The following is an 18548-nucleotide window of genomic DNA, read 5'->3' as shown; positions in this document are numbered from 1 at the left end:
TTCCTCGACGATGGAAATCGGCTCGATGCCGTTTGGACCCTCATGACCGGGCGGCGGAGTTTGATCTGACACTGTTCAAACGTCTTTCATGCAAGGAATCGATCTTGCCCTTATAACGGAAATTGTCTGGAAACACCAATTTACGAGGCTTTTGTCAGAGGATAATTAGCTATATATTTCAATATGATAGAAAGAGGGTTACAAAGGGGCGGGAATCGCCCGACACAATGGAGCCATGATTGGCTTCGTTTTGAGGGGGAGTAAGGGAATAGGTGAGTAAAGGAGTATGTTTTCTTAACAAAATCTTCCCCACTCACCTATTCCCTTACTCCCCTACTCCCTTTTTGCAGGAAGCACCGCGCAGATGATTTACGACACACTCCTGAGCGCCTTCGTCACGCTGCTCGTGACCATCGACCCGCCGGGGCTCGCGCCGCTGTTCCTGGCGCTGACGACGGGAATGGACCGGAAAGCGCGTGGTCAGGTGGCGCTGCGCGCCAGCATCATCGCATTCTGTGTGCTGGCGCTGTTTGCGATTGCCGGCGCTCAGATATTAGGCGTGTTCGGCATCACCATCGGCGCATTCCGCGTCGCGGGCGGGCTACTGCTGTTCTGGATCGCCTTCGACATGATCTTCGAACGGCGGCAGGAGCGAAAGGAAAAGAGCGCGGAGGTGGCCATAACCAAGGATCACATCCGCAATATCGCGGCCTTCCCGCTGGCCATCCCGCTCATCGCCGGTCCCGGCGCGATTTCGGCGACGATCCTGCTCGGCGGCTCGTTCTACGATACGGGATCGCGACTGGTGCTGGTCCTGATCCTCCTCGCCTGCATCGTGCTCACCTATCTGGTGCTTCTGCTCGGCGAACGGATCGACCGTTTTCTCGGCGAGACCGGCCGCTCCATCCTGACACGGCTTCTTGGCGTGATCCTGGCGGCGTTGGCGGTGCAGTTCGTGGCGGATGGCGTGAAGGCGCTGGTGGCGGGGTGAAGCCTTTTACCCCCCTTGCGAGGAGGGTCGCGATACGCAAGTGAGGGGGTGGGGGTGATGCAGAATAGAGCGTAACCGCCTCCACACCCATCCGCCCGCTAACGCGAGCGTTCGTCGCTGGAAAAGCCAAATCGTTGGCTTTTCCTCGGCCTATGGCCGAACGCTTCTCATCCCCGCAAAGGGGAAGGAGGCGCCAATCATCAGAACGGAATCTCATCATCCAGATCACGCGAGAACCCGCCGCCGCCGCCGCTACCTGAAGACGGGCTCGAGCGGCCGAAATCCGAGCCGCCTTGATTGGAATAATCGTTCATCTGGTTGCCGCGCCCGCCGCCTTCGAAGCGTCCGCCGCCGCTACCGGCGCCTTCGCCGCGTGAATCGAGCATCTGTAGCTCGCCACGGAACTTCTGCAGCACGATTTCCGTCGTGTAGCGTTCGTTACCGGTCTGATCCTGCCATTTGCGCGTCTGCAGCGAACCTTCGATATAGACCTTCGCGCCCTTCTTCAAATATTGCTCAGCCACCTTGGCGAGGTTTTCATTGAAAATGACGACGCTGTGCCATTCGGTCTTTTCCTTGCGCTCACCGCTCTGTTTGTCGCGCCAGCTCTCGGATGTGGCGATGCGCAGATTGACCACCGGCTCACCGGAATTGAGGCGCCGGATTTCCGGATCCGCTCCGAGATTGCCGACGAGGATGACCTTATTGACGCTGCCTGCCATGAAACCCACTCCAACTTTTGTGTTTGCGGCATCATACAGGAGTGAGGGTCAGTGAGATAGTGAGTAGTGAGATAGTGAGCAGAAAATCCCCTACTCACTATCTCACTCTTCCCTGTTCACTGACATGGATGGCCCCGCCGCTCTTCGGTTCCTGGCGCGCGGGGCCGATTGGGGATTACCCTTTTTGCCGGTAGTTATTCACCGGCAAACTCTTCGGGAAACGCTTGTCGCTTGCGCTTTTCGTTTCCTTCAACTCATTTATCGAATTTTGGGCAATCGGCTTATGGCGCATCAACGCCGTTTCTTACCGATCATGGGCACATTATCAGGTGGACTCATAAGCCTCTCCTTCCTGTCAATTGCCTCGTAATCGAGAAAGACATTTACGATGGCCGCTCGTCCATATGGTCATCTCATTGCCTTCGATCACCCTTTGAATATGGTACCTGTCAGGAGCCTTCGTCAACTGACTTCCTGGGATCTTGTCATCACTTTTTGCATGGCTTATCTGATGAGGCGGTTGTTCGATATTTGTTCTGGTGATAGAACGTCCGGACGCCTATTGATTTTCGCGGATGAAGGATGGCAGGGGCGCGAATGAACGATCAGAAATTCATCTCCATACGCGGTGCGCGCGAGCACAATCTGAAAAACGTCGATCTCGACCTGCCGCGCGACAAGCTTACCGTGATGACGGGCCTATCAGGGTCGGGCAAGTCCTCGCTCGCCTTCGATACGATCTATGCCGAGGGACAGCGGCGCTATGTCGAGAGCCTTTCGGCCTATGCGCGCCAGTTTCTGGAGATGATGCAGAAGCCGGATGTCGACCAGATCGATGGGCTTTCTCCCGCCATCTCCATCGAGCAGAAGACGACGAGCCGCAATCCGCGCTCCACCGTGGGCACCGTCACGGAAATCTATGACTATCTGCGCCTGCTCTTCGCGCGCGTGGGCGTGCCCTATTCACCTGCGACCGGGCTGCCGATCGAGAGTCAGACAGTGAGCCAGATGGTCGACCGCGTCCTGGCGCTGGAGGAAGGCACACGGCTCTATATCACCGCGCCTGTCGTGCGCGGGCGCAAGGGCGAATATAAAAAAGAGCTGGCGGAGCTGCAAAAGAAGGGCTTTCAGCGCGTCAAGGTGGACGGCACCTTTTATGAGATCGCCGAGGTGCCCGCGCTCGACAAAAAGTACAAGCACGACATCGATGTGGTGGTGGACCGTGTCGTGGTGCGCCCCGATCTCGCCTCGCGGCTGGCGGATAGTCTTGAGACGTGTCTCAAGCTGGCCGATGGGTTGGCCATCGCCGAATTCGCCGACAAGCCGCTGCCGCGGGAGGAAACCGCGGAAGGTGGCGCCGCCAACAAATCCGCCAACGAGACGCATGAGCGGCTGCTGTTTTCGGAAAAATTCGCCTGCCCCGTTTCCGGCTTCACTATTTCCGAAATCGAGCCGCGGCTTTTCTCCTTCAACAATCCATTCGGCGCTTGCCCGAGTTGCGACGGGCTCGGCACGCATCAGGCCATAGACCCTAACCTGATCGTGCCGGATGAGAATGCCGTCCTGAAAAACGGCGCGATCGCCCCATGGGCCAAGTCTTCTTCGCCCTATTACAACCAGACGCTGGAAGCGCTGGGCGAGGCCTATGGCTTCAAGCCTGGCGCGCGCTGGCGCGATCTTTCCGAGGAGGCGCAAAAAGCCATCCTTTATGGCACCGGCACCAAGGAAATCACCTTTTCCTATGATGACGGCCTGCGCGCCTACAAGACCACCAAGACCTTCGAAGGTGTTATCCCCAATCTGGAGCGGCGGTGGAAGGAGACGGATTCGGCATGGTCGCGCGAGGAGATCGAGCGCTTCATGTCATCGACGCCCTGCCCCGCCTGCAATGGCTATCGCCTGAAACCGGAGGCGCTCGCCGTCAAGATCGGCGGGCTGCATGTCGGCCAGATCACGGAAATGTCGATCCGCAAGGCGGATGCCTGGTTCCGCGATATCGACGCGACATTCAACGAAAAGCAGCATGAGATTGCCGCGCGCATCCTCAAGGAAATTCGCGAACGCCTGCGCTTTCTCAATGATGTCGGCCTCGATTACCTGACGCTTTCGCGCAATTCCGGCACGCTTTCGGGCGGCGAAAGCCAGCGCATCCGGCTTGCCTCGCAGATCGGTTCGGGCCTGACCGGTGTGCTCTATGTGCTGGACGAGCCGTCGATCGGCCTGCACCAGCGCGACAATGCACGGCTTCTCGACACGCTGCGGCATTTGCGCGATCTGGGCAACACGGTCATCGTGGTCGAGCATGACGAAGATGCGATCCTGACGGCCGATTATGTGGTGGATATGGGGCCAGCGGCCGGAATCCATGGCGGCGAGGTGATCGCCGAAGGCACGCCGGACGAAATCATGGCGAACCCGAAATCGCTGACCGGGCAATATTTATCGGGTACCAGGGAGGTGGCGGTTCCCGGCGAGCGCCGCCCGGTTTCGAAAACCAAGCGCATCAAGGTGGTGGGTGCGCGCGGCAATAATTTGAAGAGTGTCTCCGCCGAAATTCCACTCGGCACGTTTACTTGCGTGACCGGCGTTTCGGGCGGCGGCAAATCGACATTCCTGATCGAGACGCTGTTCAAGGCGGCCTCGCGCCGCATCATGGGATCGCGTGAGCATCCGGCGGAGCATGACCGGATCGACGGGCTGGAACATCTGGACAAGGTGATCGACATCGACCAATCGCCGATTGGCCGGACGCCGCGCTCCAACCCCGCCACCTATACCGGCGCGTTCACGCCGATCCGCGATTGGTTCGCCGGCCTGCCGGAGGCGAAGGCGCGCGGCTACCAGCCGGGGCGCTTCTCCTTCAACGTCAAGGGCGGCCGCTGCGAGGCCTGTCAGGGCGACGGCGTCATCAAGATCGAGATGCACTTCCTGCCGGATGTGTATGTCACCTGCGATGTCTGCCACGGCAAGCGCTACAATCGCGAGACGCTGGACGTCACCTTCAAGGGCAAATCCATCGCCGATGTGCTCGACATGACTGTGGAGGAAGGCACGGAGTTTTTCTCCGCCGTGCCCGGCGTGCGCGACAAGCTGCAGGCGCTGTTCGATGTCGGGCTTGGCTATATCAAAGTGGGCCAGCAGGCGACGACGCTTTCAGGCGGCGAGGCGCAGCGCGTCAAGCTCGCCAAAGAGCTTTCGAAGCGCTCCACAGGGCGCACACTTTATATCCTCGACGAGCCGACGACCGGCCTGCACTTCCACGATGTGGCGAAACTCCTGGAAATGCTGCATGAGCTCGTCGACCAGGGCAACACGGTGGTGGTGATCGAGCACAATCTGGAGGTCATCAAGACCGCCGACTGGGTGATTGACCTTGGCCCTGAGGGCGGCGATGGCGGCGGAGAGATCGTCGCGGTGGGTCGGCCGGAGGATATCGTGAAGCAGCCACGCTCCTATACGGGACGGTACCTCAAGGAGCTGCTCGAGCGGCGTCCGAGGGGCAAGGCGGAAGCGGCGGAGTAATTGAGTGTGCCGCGAGGCCCCCCCTCTGCCCTACCGGGCACCCCCCCCAAGGGGGAGATTTCGCTAACCGTAGGCGTTGCAAGATGAAGCGCCGCCATCAATGAAGGCCAATCTCCCCCCTTGAGGGGGAGATGTCCGGCAGGACAGAGGGGGTACTGTCCCGCCGACCTCTCTTAGAATCCCTCTGAACAGGAGAAAAGGCCGTGGCAAATAAGGGCACGATACGGGCAGGCATCGGCGGCTGGACCTTCGCGCCTTGGGAGGGGACGTTCTATCCGGACGATCTGCCCAAGAGGCGTCAGCTCGAATATGCCAGCCGGCAGATGCCGACCATCGAGGTCAACGGCACTTATTACGGCTCGCAGAAGCCGGAAACCTTCGCCAAATGGGCGAGCGAGGTGCCGGATGGGTTTGTCTTCTCATTGAAGGGAAACCGGTTCATCACCAATCGGCGCGTGCTGGCGGAAGCGGGTGAATCGATCGAGCGGTTTCTTACGCAGGGCATCACGGAGTTGGGGTCGCATCTTGGACCAATCCTCTGGCAATTCGCGCCGACGAAGAAATTCGATGAGGTCGATTTCGGTGCCTTCCTCGCGCTCCTGCCTGAAAAGCAGGGCGGCTTGAGGTTGCGCCATACGGTCGAGGTCCGCCATCCCTCATTCGCGGTGCCGGAATTCGTGTCGCTCGCCCGCAAATATGGCGTGGCGATCACCTATGCGGAGCATTTCGACTATCCTGAAATCGCCGACATCACCGCCGATTTCGTCTATGCGCGATTGCAGAAGGGCGATGACGATATTCCCACGGCTTATGCGCCGGCGGCGCTTGGAGGCTGGGCCGAGCGGGCGCAGCTTTGGGCCGAGGGCGGAGCGCCTGATGATCTGACCTATGCGGACGCGCAGCACGGAGTATCGCAAAAGCCGCGCGACGTGTTTGTGTATTTCATCCACGAGGGCAAGGTTCGCGCGCCCAACGCTGCGCGGGCATTCATGGAGCGGATCGAAGCCGCGGGTTGAAGTGGCGCGAGAAGTCTCTTTCTGATTGATTCAGAGAATGGTGTTAAATCCTTGTTTTATATGAGGCGGTGCTTTTCTATTCTTTCGCCAGTGCCCGCAGCACCTCAGGCAGCATTCCCGGCAGGTCTTCCGCGATCAGCCCCTGACCGAACCGCCTTGCAGCATCGGCATGCAGCCATACGGCGGCTGCGGCGCCTTCGAAGGCTGGCATGCCTTGCGCGATGAGGCCGGCCGCCATGCCTGCCAGCACATCGCCTGATCCAGCGGTTGCCAGCAGCGGTGTGCCGTTCATGTTGATCGCGACCCGGCCATCCGGCGCGGCGATCACCGTGTCCGGTCCCTTGTAGACCACGATCGCATTGGCGCTTCTTGCCGCCGCCCTTACCTTATCGAGCTTCGACAACCCCGTATCCTCGGCAATCGCGGGAAACAGGCGATGGAATTCTCCCTCGTGCGGCGTCAACACCAGCGCATTCGCGCCTTTCTTCTCAGCAGCCTGAAACAGAGCGTCCGGATTATCCTCGAACGCGGTCAACCCGTCGGCGTCGAGCACCAGCCCATGGAACTCTTCTCCCGAGCGCCGCCGGTCGAGCAGCGCCGGAACCAGAGCGTAAATTTTGGGGTCATCCCCAAAGCCCGGTCCCAAGACGGCGGCGCGAACCTTACGGTCCCTGATGAAAGCGCAGGCATCGGCGACCGTCTCCGTCTTGCGCAGCATGATGCTGGTCAGATGCACGGCATGGACAAGTATCGCATCCGGTGGTGACAGCACGGTCACCGCCCCTGCCCCGATGCGCGCCGACGCCCGCGCGGCGAGCCTTGCCGCGCCCGTCGAGGCAAGGCCGCCGGAAAATACGGCGACGTGCCCGCGCCGGTATTTATGCGTATCGACCGCCAGCCTGGGCCAACTCGCCCGCCAGAGTTCCGGTGTGTTCTCGAAGCATGTCGGCTCAGGCATGGGGCGCATCCTTTAGAGTTTGTCAGGGTTAGCTTGAAACAGCGTTCCTCTGGCCGTCATTCTCGGGCTTGTCCCGAGAATCTACTGAGGTCTGATTGTCAGAACGGAAATTGTTTTTCTTTTTTCTTATGGCAGATTCTCGGGGACAAGCCCGAGAATGACGACCTGCAGCTGACCTTGGTTCGGGATCATGCTCTCGTGACTATTTCTTATGCAAAATGCCCATCTTCTGCCCAGTTTGGCGCCGCATATGCGCGCTATCAACAGCGTCGCTTACACATTCACCGGGAGTCCTGAAACATTTCCACCTGTTTTTCAGCGCTGCCGCAGATAAATCGCGAAACCGGGCAAACCGTCATCATTTTGGCATGGTTCCTGCTTGCTTTAGGGCGAAACGGGCGCAAGGTCCGTTTCTCTCTAAGGGAAAGCGGAGTCCGCTGATGAAAAAGATCGAAGCCATCATCAAACCATTCAAGCTCGACGAAGTGAAGGAAGCCCTTCAGGAAGTCGGTCTTCAAGGCATCACGGTCACCGAGGCCAAAGGTTTCGGACGCCAGAAAGGCCATACGGAACTCTACCGCGGGGCTGAATATGTCGTGGACTTCCTGCCGAAGGTGAAGGTGGAAGTCGTTCTGGGCGACGAATCCGTGGAAGCAGCGATCGAGGCGATCCGCAAGGCGGCGCAGACCGGCCGGATCGGCGACGGGAAGATCTTTGTTTCCAACATCGAGGAAGTCATCCGCATCCGCACCGGCGAGTCCGGCATCGACGCGGTCTGAGTTTTTGTTTAGCCGCATGATCTTACCTGGAAGTCTGCAACTTTTCGGGATCATGCTAACGCCCATCATCCATCGTCGTGTTGGAGCAGGATGCATTTAAGTGAATAGAACATCCTGCATCTTAAGTGCTTGTTTATCCGCATGATCTTATCCGAAAACATGCCAGCATCTTGCACCGGCCTTCGGTTCTGGATCGTGCTCTAATGAGGAAAAAAAGAAATGACGACTGCAAATGACATTCTAAAACAGATCAAGGACAACGACGTAAAGTTCGTTGATCTCCGCTTCACGGACCCGAAGGGCAAGCTGCAGCATGTGACGATGGACGTCGGCATGGTCGACGAGGAAATGTTCACCGACGGCGTGATGTTCGACGGTTCCTCGATCGCCGGCTGGAAGGCCATCAACGAGTCCGACATGGTGCTGATGCCCGATGTCGAGACCGCGCATATCGATCCGTTCTTCGCCCAGTCCACGATGGTCGTGATCTGCGACATTCTCGATCCGGTCTCCGGCGAGGCCTATAACCGCGACCCGCGCACCACCGCCAAGAAGGCGGAAGCATACCTCAAGTCGCTCGGCATCGGCGACACCATCTTCGTCGGCCCGGAAGCCGAATTCTTCGTCTTCGACGACGTCAAGTACAAGGTCGATCCGTACAACACCGGCTTCAAGCTCGACTCGACTGAACTGCCGTCGAATGACGACACCGATTACGAGACGGGCAATCTCGGCCACCGTCCGCGCGTCAAGGGCGGCTATTTCCCGGTTCCGCCTGTCGATAGCGCGCAGGACATGCGCTCCGAAATGCTCACCGTTCTCACCGAAATGGGCGTGACGGTCGAGAAGCATCACCACGAAGTGGCTGCAGCGCAGCACGAACTCGGCCTCAAGTTCGACACGCTGGTCCGCAACGCCGACAAGATGCAGATCTACAAGTATGTCGTGCACCAGGTAGCCAATGCCTACGGCAAGACGGCGACCTTCATGCCGAAGCCGATCTTCGGCGACAACGGTTCGGGCATGCACGTCCACATGTCGATCTGGAAGGATGGCAAGCCGACCTTCGCCGGCAATGAATATGCGGGCCTTTCCGAGAACTGCCTGTTCTTCATCGGCGGCGTCATCAAGCACGCCAAGGCAATCAACGCCTTTACCAACCCGTCGACCAACTCCTACAAGCGTCTGGTTCCGGGCTATGAGGCGCCGGTGCTGCTCGCCTATTCGGCGCGCAACCGTTCCGCTTCCTGCCGCATTCCGTTCGGCTCGTCGCCGAAGTCAAAGCGCGTGGAAGTCCGCTTCCCCGATCCGGCGGCGAATCCCTATCTCGGCTTTGCGGCCCTTCTGATGGCCGGTCTCGACGGCATCAAGAACAAGATCCATCCGGGCCAGCCCATGGACAAGGATCTCTACGACCTGCCGGCGAAGGAACTCAAGAAGATCCCGACTGTCTGCGGTTCCTTGCGTGAAGCGCTGCAGAGCCTCGACAAGGATCGCGGCTTCCTGAAGGCCGGCGGCGTGTTCGACGACGACCAGATCGACGCCTTCATCGAGCTGAAGATGGCGGAGACGATGCGTTACGAGACGACGCCGCATCCGGTCGAATACGACATGTACTACTCGGTCTGATCATCGGCTTTGTAGCGGGATGCAATTGGCATTCTGCTCCAAGCTTTTGTTTAGCCACAAAAAACCCCGGCATCATGGATGCCGGGGTTTTTGTTTGGGCGGGTTCTAGCCTTGGGAGGAACCTATTTTTTGCCGCGAGAGATAGAGGGCTTTGCGTGCTCTTCCGGTGTCGCGGGCATCGTCTCCGTGTCCTGCGGAGTGTCGTAGGGATGGAGTGACGAAACCAGCACAGCGATGAAAGTCAGCGCCAGGCACATATAAGGACGGGACATCGGACAACTCCTCTGTTCGAGCCTTGCCTCTGCATAATTCCTTAAATCGGATTCGATTTAAGGATAAAATTATGCAGCATTTCAAAGTGCTAGAGCGTCCTTTGCGCATCCAATCGGATGCGCGGCGCTCTAGGGATATCAGCAGCGAAACGAGGCGTATTATAGACATCAAGATGAAGAGGTTGCGGCAAGCATCGCGGCTGCCGCCATCATCTCCTCCTCGCGCGCGGCGCGCCGCGCTTGCGCCTCAGCGTCCTCGCCCCAGTGCTCGACGGTCCAGTCCTCATCGAGATGCGCGAGCTTCCAGCCCTCCCTGACCCCGATTTCGCCTCTGGCGATGGCAAGCGCCAGGATGGCCGATCCCGTCAGTGTCGTCATGGTATGAAGCGCGGCAAGGGCGATCGGATCGGAAAAAGCTTTTATATGCACTCCGAAGGCCGCCAGCGCCTCGCGCGGCTGGGCGACATGCATCACCCCTTCCGCAAGAATGAAATGCGCGTTCAAGGCGGACGAAGCCCAATCGATGAGCGGGTCCCAGCCTTCCGCCTGCCGCTTGACCAGCTCTTCCGGCGCATCGGCCCGGTAAAACAGCATGTCGGAGGCGACAAAGCGCAAGAGATCTTCCACCACCGCTTGAGGATCGTCCGCCACGCCATCGATCGCCGTATTGGCGAGACGGGTTGCGGGCATTTGGGCGGGATCGATGATTTTTTGCTGGAGGGCGAACTCGTCGGCGACGATCTGCGCCGCGGCTGACGTCGGCAGGATGAGCGCGCGGCGTCCCGGTGTGCGGACCGGCTTGCCGTCGAGATAGACGCCATAGCCGCCATCGGCTTCAGCCACGGTGACGGCCGTATAGAATTTCTTCGGCAGCGGCGTCCGCATCGCTTCCTGCGCGCGGCGCATGGGATCGGGCCCTTCGCCGTTTTCGAGATCGTTCAGAATGTCACGCATCGAGCAGCCTTTGTTGGTTTTCAAGCACCGCCAGCAAATCGGCCGGCACATCGAGCACATGGTGCGCGCCGGTTGCACGCAGCGCTTCCGGCGTATGATAGCCCCACGAAACGCCTACCGCGAGTGCCCCTGCCGCGCGCGCCATCTCCATATCGTAGATGGCGTCGCCTATGACGAGAGCGGCGGATGGGTTGAAGCCTGCTTCCACGCAGCTTTCCAGCACCATCGCCGGATGCGGCTTCGATGGGCAATCGTCCGCTGTCCGCACCACCATGAAATGCTCGGTCAGCCCATGCATTTCCAGAACCTTGCGTACGCCCCGCCGCGATTTGCCGGTGACCATGCCGATGACGATATCATCGCGGCGCGCCAATTCGGCGATCAGCTCCGGAACGCCGGGGAACGCCGGTTCGGCAAAGTCCGGCTCGCCACGCATGGCGACGAAATGATCCTTGTATCGCTGCGCCAACGCCAGAACCGACGCATCGATATCACACTTCAGAAGCCGGGCAATTGCATGATCGAGCGAAAGGCCGATGACCGAGCGCGTCGCCGCCTCATCGAGCTCAGCTATGCCGGCCTCGGCAAAGGTTCGCGCCATGCAGCGATGAATGACGCCCGCGCTATCGACCAGCGTTCCGTCGCAATCGAACAGGACGAGCCGCATTATTCCATATCCGCCAGCGTTTCGCTGAATCCGAGCAGGTTCCAGCTCTGTACCATATGCGGCGGCAGGGGCGCGGTCACGTCTATGATGCCTCCGCCGGGGTTGGGAATACGGATGCGCCGCGCATGGAGATGCAGGCGGTTCTGGAGACCGCCGGGAAAATCCCAGTTCTGGTCGGCCTCGAAATATTTGGGGTCGCCGATGATCGGATTGCCGATATGGGCGGCATGAACGCGCAACTGGTGCGTCCGCCCGGTATAGGGCTCCATCTCAAGCCAGGTCAGCGCGCGGCCAGCAGCCTCGATGACGCGGTAATAGGAAACGGCGTGGTCGGCATCCGGCTCGCCATGCTCGCATATCCGCATCCGGTCGCCGTCGGGCGTTGCTTCCCTGACCAGCCAAGTGGAAATCTTGTCCTCGCGTTTGCGCGGAACCCCTCTCACCAGGGCCCAATAGGTCTTCTTGGTATCGCGCTCGCGGAAGGCCTTGGTGAGCGCCTGCGCGGCGCCGCGGGTTTTGGCCACCACCAAAACACCCGATGTATCCCGGTCGAGCCGGTGCACCAGCCGGGGCTTTTCCCCTTTTTTGTTGCGCCAGGCTTCCAGCATGTCATCGACATGGCGCACAACGCCGGATCCGCCCTGCACGGCAAGGCCGGCGGGCTTGTTGAAGACATAGACCTTCTCGTTTTCAAAAAGCAGCATCTGCGCCAGCACATCGCCGTCTTCCTGTCCGCGTATGGTGCGGCCTGTCAGCGGGCCCGGGGCCTTTTCATCCACACCCAGCGGCGGAACACGGATGGACTGTCCGGGCTGGACCCTTGTATCGGCCTTGGCGCGGCCGCCATCGACGCGGATCTGGCCCGAACGCAGCAGCTTTTGCAGATGTCCGAAACCCAAGCCGGGATAATGCACCTTGAACCAGCGGTCGAGCCGCATTCCCGTCTCGTCCGCATCCACCGTCTTTTGCTCTACGCCTGCCATATTTTCCAAACCTGTTATTGCACCGCCCCGTCTATCACCCACAGGCGCAATCGCCAAGCTTGGCAGGAGCTCTCCTGCCGATGTAACGGAGTTAATGCGATGAATCAGCCGGACAGGAAAAATCCTTTGATCACGGCCAGTTACAGGACGTTGCAAATTATGGTTTCACTAATAGCGAAACCCTCACTACCTATTTCGATGGAGTATTGCGACGCTTTCGCGCGCCGGGAATATCCTCGAACCGTTGGAGTGGCAAATTGTCCTTGCTAAGCGTTTACTGGCGATCGCTGCGGTATCTGGGCGCTGAAAAGCGGACAACCATCCTGATATGCGCCGCCAACATGGTGCTGGCGCTGATAACGGTGGCTGAGCCGATCCTGTTTGGCCGGGTGATCGATTCCATTTCCGACAAGACTGCGATCCTTCCGACGCTGGCGATGTGGGCCGGTCTCGGCGTGTTCAATGTCGTTGCCTTCGTGCTGGTATCGCTCGGCGCTGACAGGCTGGCGCACAAGCGCCGCCTGAGCGTTCTCTCGGATTCTTTCGAGCGCCTCATCACCATGCCGCTCGGCTGGCATCACCAGCGCGGCACTTCGAATGCGCTGCATACGCTGATCCGCGCCACGGATTCGCTCTCCAGCCTGTGGCTGGAGTTCCTGCGCAACCATCTGAGCACCATCGTGGCGCTGGGCATTCTCGTGCCGACCGCGATGACTATGGATTTGCGCCTGTCGCTTGTTCTCGTCGTTCTCGGCGTCATTTATGTGATGATCGGCCAGCTGGTCATGCGCAAGACCAAGGATGGACAGGCCGCTGTGGAGCGCCACCATCACAAGGTGTTCGAGCATGTCAGCGACTCGATCAGCAATGTCGCCGTGCTGCAAAGCTATAACCGTATCACCGAAGAGGCCCGTTCGCTCCAGCAATATGCGACCCGCCTGTTGCAGACGCAGAATCCGGTTCTCAACTGGTGGGCGCTGGCCAGCGGCCTCAACCGGATGGCGTCCACCATTTCGATGATTATCGTGCTGCTTCTTGGCGCCTATCTCGTCACCAAGGGGGAGCTGCGCGTCGGTGAAGTCGTTGCATTCATCGGCTTTGCCCAGTTGATGATCGGCCGTCTCGACCAGGTCAGCAATTTCGTCAACCAGACGGTGACGGCCCGCGCGAAGCTGGAAGAATTTTTCGAGATGGAAGAGGCGACAGCCGACCGCGAAGAGCCGGCGTCCGCCCGTCAGATCGATCACATCGAGGGCAATATCGTCTTTGACAATGTGAACTTCGAGTTCGCCAATTCCGGCCAAGGCGTCTATGACGTATCCTTCGAGGCGAAGGCGGGGCAGACCATCGCCATCGTCGGGCCTACGGGTGCCGGCAAGACGACGCTGATCAATCTCCTGCAGCGCGTTTACGATCCGCAGCATGGGCGTATCCTGATCGATGGCGTGGATACCCGCGAAATCAGCCGCCATTCGCTGCGCCATGCCATCGCCACGGTTTTCCAGGATGCGGGCATGTTCAACCGCTCGATCGAGGATAATATCCGCATTGGCCGCACCGACGCTTCCAACGAGGACGTCCACGCCGCGGCGCGAGCGGCGGCGGCGCATGATTTCATTCTCTCCAAGAGTGCCGGTTACGACACGGTTGTCGGCGAGCGTGGTTCTCAGCTTTCGGGCGGCGAGAGGCAGCGCCTGGCGATTGCCCGCGCTGTGCTGAAAAACGCGCCAATCCTGGTTCTCGATGAGGCGACGAGCGCGCTCGACGTCGAAACCGAGGCGCAGGTGAAGAACGCGATCGACGATCTCTCCAGCAACCGTACGACGTTCATCATCGCTCACCGCCTGTCGACCGTGCGCAATGCCGACCTCGTGCTGTTCCTTGACAAGGGCCGTCTGGTGGAAGCCGGCAAGTTCGACGAACTCGCCGCCCAGAACGGCCGCTTTGCCGCCCTGCTGCGCGCCGGCGGTCTGCTTGCAGAGGACACGGCGGAGAAGGAAACAAGCAATGTGATGCCGTTCCCGGTGAAGGGCGCGGCGGCGTAACGTCACCCCCATTAAAAATTCAAAAACCCGGCGAATATTCCTCCGCCGGGTTTTTTGTTTTTATCACAGGTAACTGATCTTAGGGCCCGTCCGCAAATAGCTGAATCATAGGGCGTTTGATTTTTCGCCTGGCTGGTTTCCCTTTAGGCTCGTAATGACTTATCCGGTTCGCTCAGTTATTTGCGGACGGGTCCTTAGAGAGCTTCCTCTTTTGATGGAATCGCTTGGTGTCCTTTTGCGCCGTTGTCGTGAATGGATAGGTTGAGGCATGGATTCCTGTGACAAGCACAGGAATGACGGAAGAGGAGGGTGAACCGCGCCGGCTTTGCCGGAGGCCCGAAAGAGCGGCATGTCTTTGATGGCCACTACAACGTAGTGTAGTGGCCTTTATCAGATCAGGAGCGCGGCATCGGAATCTTGTACATTTTATTCGTGAAGATGTTGACATAGTTTCCATAAACAAATACATATAATGCACGAACAACATGAAGTTCACGTTTTGCAAGAAGGATATTCTCATGTCGACCATCGTCCCCACTCTGACCCAAGCTATTCGCAACATCGAGAACTTTAAGGCGGAGTTGGACACAAGCACCGAACTTCAACGCCGTCTTGCCTTCGCGCGCGCGTGGTACGCCTATCTGGATAATACCGGATCGTGGCTTTTCGGCCCGTCCAAATTTTGCGGCTATAAGGACATGACCGCTGCAGAATACGTCAACGACGAGCCCCGCAACGGTCGGCGGACCGAAAAGCAGCTTCAGTCCTGGTTCACCCAAGTGCCCGAAGATGACGAACTCTATGAAGAGCTGAGTGAAGCTTTGACGGCTTTCCTCGGCCAGTACGGCAAGCCTCCCAGTTCCGCTTTTCGGATCAACGTTACCAACGACTATTATCAGAGTCGCAGCGCTGATGACTCGGCACTGGATGATCGCACGATCGGTGATCTGCTGATCGCCGTCGCGCAGCGACTTTCCACTGCTGAGCGTGTGCGGCTTCGGGCTGCCCTGTGAGCCAGCTTCCCCCGCTTCCATCTGAATACGTTAGGCCGGCGCTTATCGGCGGCCGGCGAACCTGCGTGTGCGTTTCCTTGAATTCTTTACCGCGCATATCCGCAATCCCAATAACCGCAAAGCTTATGTCCGCGCGGCCAGCGATTTAGCTGGTGCGCCGATCGCGGCGTAACAGCCCTGCCAGATGGCCACATACGTAAAATCAGAAATCCAGAGCCTGTTGGGCGCGGGAGCTTTGAACTGGCGGTTTACATGGTCGAGCGGGCATGGCGCCGCCTTGTCGCTGACGGTGGTGCGGACCGACTTGCCACGAATGACACCCTGAAGCCCCATCGTTCTCATGAGCCGAGAGACGGTGCACCGGGCAATTTCGAAGCCCTCCCGCTTCAATTGCCGCCAGACCTTGCGCACGCCATAGACCCGGAAGTTCGCTTCGAACACGCGGCGTATCTCGATCTTCATGGCCATGTCGCTGCGCGCGCGACCGACAGGCGATCCACATCCAGCCTCAGCGCCAATTAAGCATGAAACAAACAGACAATTCCTGTGCTTGTCACAGGAATCCATGCCTCAACGGTGAAGTTGCCGCACCCGACAAAAAAGTATCGTTCCATCCAAAAGTGAAATGCTCTAGAGTCTGTCAGAACTAGCTTGAAACAGCGCCCCTCTCGCCGTCATTCTCGGGCTTGTCCCGAGAATCTACCGTGGCCTAATCTGTCAGGACGGTAATCGCTTATCTTTTTCTTTATGGCAGATTCTCGGGACAAGCCCGAGAATGACGGCAGGACTATGCGCCTTCCTTATCAGCGTTTCAGTGGAGTCCTGACAGACCCTAGGTTCGGGCATCATGCGGGCACCGGGGAGTGCCGCGCGCTTACGATGTGCCTGATGAGCACCGGGACGATCAGCACCACCCCCAAAAGCGATGAATAGATTTCGGGAGCGATAAGCAGAACGGACGCCAGAATCAGCAGGAACCGTTCCCAGATTTTCGTCCGCACCAGCAGGAAGCCGGAAAGGGCGGCGCCAAGGCAGGTGATGCCGATTATGCAGCCTATCAGGGCAGTGAAAAATGCCGGCCATGTGAAATCCGACGTCACCAGCAGCAGCGACGGCGAGAACACGAAGACGAAGGGCACCAATACCTTGCCCAACCCCAAGCGGAAGGCGGTATTGCCGGTCCTGAACGGATCCGCCCCCGCCATACCGGCCGCGGCGTAAGCCGCCAGCGCCACCGGCGGTGTGATGTCGGCGAGCACGCCATAATAGAAGACGAAGAAATGCGCCACGATCGGCTCGACGCCAAGCAGGCCGAGCGCCGGGGCTGCGATCGTCGCCATGATGATGTAATTGGCCGTGGTGGGAATGCCGCAGCCCATCAGGATGCAGACGAGGCCGGTCATGATCAGCGTGAACAGCAATGTCAGTGCGTGCGGGCTTGCCATGGCAGCCGGGATAAAAGTATCGAACCAGCCCGCCAGCTGCGCCGCGGTCGTCGTGACGATATAGGAAATCTTGAACCCGACGCCCGTTAGCGTCACCACGCCGACGATGATGCCGACGGTCGCCGCAGCCGCGCCCACCGCCAGCGCGTATTTTGCGCCATCGCGCAAGCCTTCGAAAACCTCGACAATCGACATGCGCCTGCGCGGATTGAGAAGTCCCACCGCAACGCACAGCGTGATACCCCAGAATGCCGCCAGATAGGGCGTATAGCCGGACAGGAGAACGGTGAGCAGCACCACCAGCGGGATGACCGTCGGCCAGTCGCGCTTGAAGGCAGCCTTGAGGTCGGGCATTTCCTCCGGCGTCATGCCCCGCAGTCCCGTGCGTTTGGCCTCGAAATGCACCTGGATCAGCACGCCGAAGAAATGCATGAAGGCCGGAACGATCGCGGCGAGGACGATGGTCGTATAAGGCAGGTTGAGAAATTCGACCATCAGGAAGGCGGCCGCTCCCATGATCGGAGGCATGATCTGTCCCCCGGTCGAGGATGCCGCCTCGACCGCTGCGGCGAAATGCGGTTTGTAGCCGAGCCGCTTCATGGCCGGGATCGTCAGCGAGCCGACGGTGACGGTATTGGCGACGGAGGAGCCGGAAATCATGCCGAACAGCGCCGATCCGAAGATCGAGACCTTTGCCGGACCGCCGGCAAAGCGGCCGGCGACCCAGGCGGCGCAATCGAGGAAGAGCTGGCCCAATCCGATGCGCGTGGCAAAAACGCCGAACAGCACGAAATGGAAGACGTAAGTCGCGACGACACCGAGCGCGATGCCATAGATGCCTTGCGTCGTCAGGTAAAGATGGTCGATGAGCTGTGGAACGGTCGCGCCGGGATGGACCAATATGCCGGGCATGGACGGTCCATAGATCGCATACGCCATGAAAATCAGCGCGATGATCGGCAGCGGCCAGCCGACCGAACGGCGTGTCGCCTCGAGCAGAAGAAGGATCAGCAGACCGCCCAGAATGACATCCGAGGTGGTTGGATTGCCGACGCGGAAGGCGAGATCGTCCAGCGGAATGAGCGGCACGTGCAATACCGCCACAACCGCGCCGATGGCCAGCAGCCAGTCGATGATGGATATGCCGAGCGGCCTCAGCAGGCTGGCGGCGGCAGGCCGGTCGTAGCCTTTGCGGGTAAAGGGGAAAACCAGAAAGACGAGGCCGAGCACGAATGACAGATGGATGCCGCGATGGATCATTTCGGGCAGAAGACCAAAGCCGGCGGTGTAATAATGGAAGATGGACAGCGCGACGAGAAGGGTGCCGACCAGGCGGGCGGCAGCAGGCGCCAGCGGGCGGAAACGGATCTCGGAATCGAACTTTTCCTCAAGCTCCCGCGCTTTGGCTTCGTCCAGTTCCATGGGAGATGGCAAGGGTGTCTGATGTGTCGCCATTTAGGTATGCTCCGTTCGCCCTCATTGTTGTTTTATCATTGTTTGAAAAGGTGAAGGCCCGGCAATCATTCCGGGCCTTCCTGACCATGCTGCCGGT

13 protein-coding genes and 2 pseudogenes are annotated in these 18548 nt (G+C 59.3%); 7 read left to right on the top strand and 8 right to left on the bottom strand.

From position 1 onward, the window contains the following. The first annotated feature begins 364 nt into the window (after positions 1–364). Positions 365–991, top strand: coding sequence for a MarC family protein (locus tag C7477_RS14675; protein ID WP_110753513.1), 627 nt, complete (start codon positions 365–367; stop codon positions 989–991). Between the two features lie 200 nt (positions 992–1191). On the opposite strand, the gene ssb is transcribed toward C7477_RS14675, so the two are convergent. After that, positions 1192–1713, bottom strand: coding sequence for a single-stranded DNA-binding protein (ssb, locus tag C7477_RS14670; RefSeq protein ID WP_110753511.1), 522 nt, complete (start codon positions 1711–1713; stop codon positions 1192–1194). Between the two features lie 597 nt (positions 1714–2310). On the opposite strand from ssb, the gene uvrA reads away from it, so the two are divergent. Together uvrA and C7477_RS14655 are read left to right on the top strand one after the other, a co-directional pair. Further along, complete coding sequence (gene uvrA / locus C7477_RS14665; protein ID WP_110753509.1) at positions 2311–5235, top strand: excinuclease ABC subunit UvrA; 2925 nt, start codon at positions 2311–2313, stop codon at positions 5233–5235. Between the two features lie 203 nt (positions 5236–5438). After that, positions 5439–6251, top strand: a complete 813-nt coding sequence (locus C7477_RS14655) for a DUF72 domain-containing protein (protein ID WP_110753507.1) — start codon at positions 5439–5441, stop codon at positions 6249–6251. 76 nt (positions 6252–6327) lie between these two features. On the opposite strand, the pseudogene C7477_RS14650 reads toward C7477_RS14655, so the two are convergent. Then, positions 6328–7200, bottom strand: a pseudogene (locus tag C7477_RS14650) (NAD(P)H-hydrate dehydratase); the annotation flags it as partial. A gap of 449 nt (positions 7201–7649) precedes the next feature. Between C7477_RS14650 and C7477_RS14645 the strand changes: the two are divergent. Then, the gene (locus C7477_RS14645) at positions 7650–7988 is read left to right on the top strand and encodes a P-II family nitrogen regulator (protein ID WP_110753503.1); all 339 of its coding nucleotides are present in this window, start codon (positions 7650–7652) and stop codon (positions 7986–7988) included. Between the two features lie 219 nt (positions 7989–8207). Beyond that, a complete protein-coding gene (glnA, locus tag C7477_RS14640) occupies positions 8208–9617 on the top strand; it encodes a type I glutamate--ammonia ligase (RefSeq protein WP_110753501.1) in 1410 nt (469 codons plus the stop codon). A gap of 122 nt (positions 9618–9739) precedes the next feature. Here the strand turns inward: glnA and C7477_RS19000 are convergent, their stop codons facing one another. From C7477_RS19000 to C7477_RS14625, 4 genes are all read right to left on the bottom strand, one after another. Continuing rightward, a complete protein-coding gene (locus tag C7477_RS19000; RefSeq protein WP_181418434.1) occupies positions 9740–9889 on the bottom strand; it encodes a hypothetical protein in 150 nt (49 codons plus the stop codon). Positions 9890–10057: 168 nt separating this feature from the next. Next, positions 10058–10843, bottom strand: coding sequence for an ATP12 family chaperone protein (locus C7477_RS14635; RefSeq protein WP_110753500.1), 786 nt, complete (start codon positions 10841–10843; stop codon positions 10058–10060). Next, positions 10836–11510 carry an HAD-IA family hydrolase gene (locus tag C7477_RS14630; protein ID WP_110753498.1) on the bottom strand — a complete coding sequence of 225 codons (675 nt, stop codon included), beginning with the start codon at positions 11508–11510 and terminating at the stop codon, positions 10836–10838. Before C7477_RS14630 ends, C7477_RS14635 begins: the two co-directional genes overlap by 8 nt. After that, positions 11510–12493, bottom strand: coding sequence for an RluA family pseudouridine synthase (locus tag C7477_RS14625; protein WP_110753495.1), 984 nt, complete (start codon positions 12491–12493; stop codon positions 11510–11512). The genes C7477_RS14630 and C7477_RS14625 overlap by 1 nt, the downstream gene beginning before the upstream one ends. A 257-nt stretch (positions 12494–12750) precedes the next feature. Here C7477_RS14625 and C7477_RS14620 point away from each other — a divergent pair, with 257 nt between their 5' ends. Then, entirely contained in the window at positions 12751–14538 is a 1788-nt protein-coding gene (locus tag C7477_RS14620) for a glucan ABC transporter ATP-binding protein/ permease (RefSeq protein ID WP_110753493.1), read from the top strand. A gap of 518 nt (positions 14539–15056) precedes the next feature. Next, on the top strand, positions 15057–15551 hold the full coding sequence (locus C7477_RS14615; RefSeq protein ID WP_146226106.1) for a hypothetical protein: 495 nt from the start codon (positions 15057–15059) through the stop codon (positions 15549–15551). A 174-nt stretch (positions 15552–15725) separates the two neighbouring features. On the opposite strand, the pseudogene C7477_RS14605 reads toward C7477_RS14615, so the two are convergent. Together C7477_RS14605 and C7477_RS14600 are read right to left on the bottom strand one after the other, a co-directional pair. Then, positions 15726–16034 (bottom strand): annotated as a pseudogene (locus tag C7477_RS14605) (IS3 family transposase); the annotation flags it as partial. A 362-nt stretch (positions 16035–16396) separates the two neighbouring features. Continuing rightward, on the bottom strand, positions 16397–18451 hold the full coding sequence (locus tag C7477_RS14600; RefSeq protein ID WP_110753489.1) for a TRAP transporter permease: 2055 nt from the start codon (positions 18449–18451) through the stop codon (positions 16397–16399). Between the last annotated feature and the right edge of the window lie 97 nt (positions 18452–18548).

The organism is Paramesorhizobium leguminum, from assembly GCF_003217235.1.
Lineage (GTDB): Bacteria > Pseudomonadota > Alphaproteobacteria > Rhizobiales > Rhizobiaceae > Paramesorhizobium > Paramesorhizobium leguminum.
Note: the sequence above shows the minus strand (reverse complement) of the source record. Positions and strands in the feature narration are given on the sequence as shown.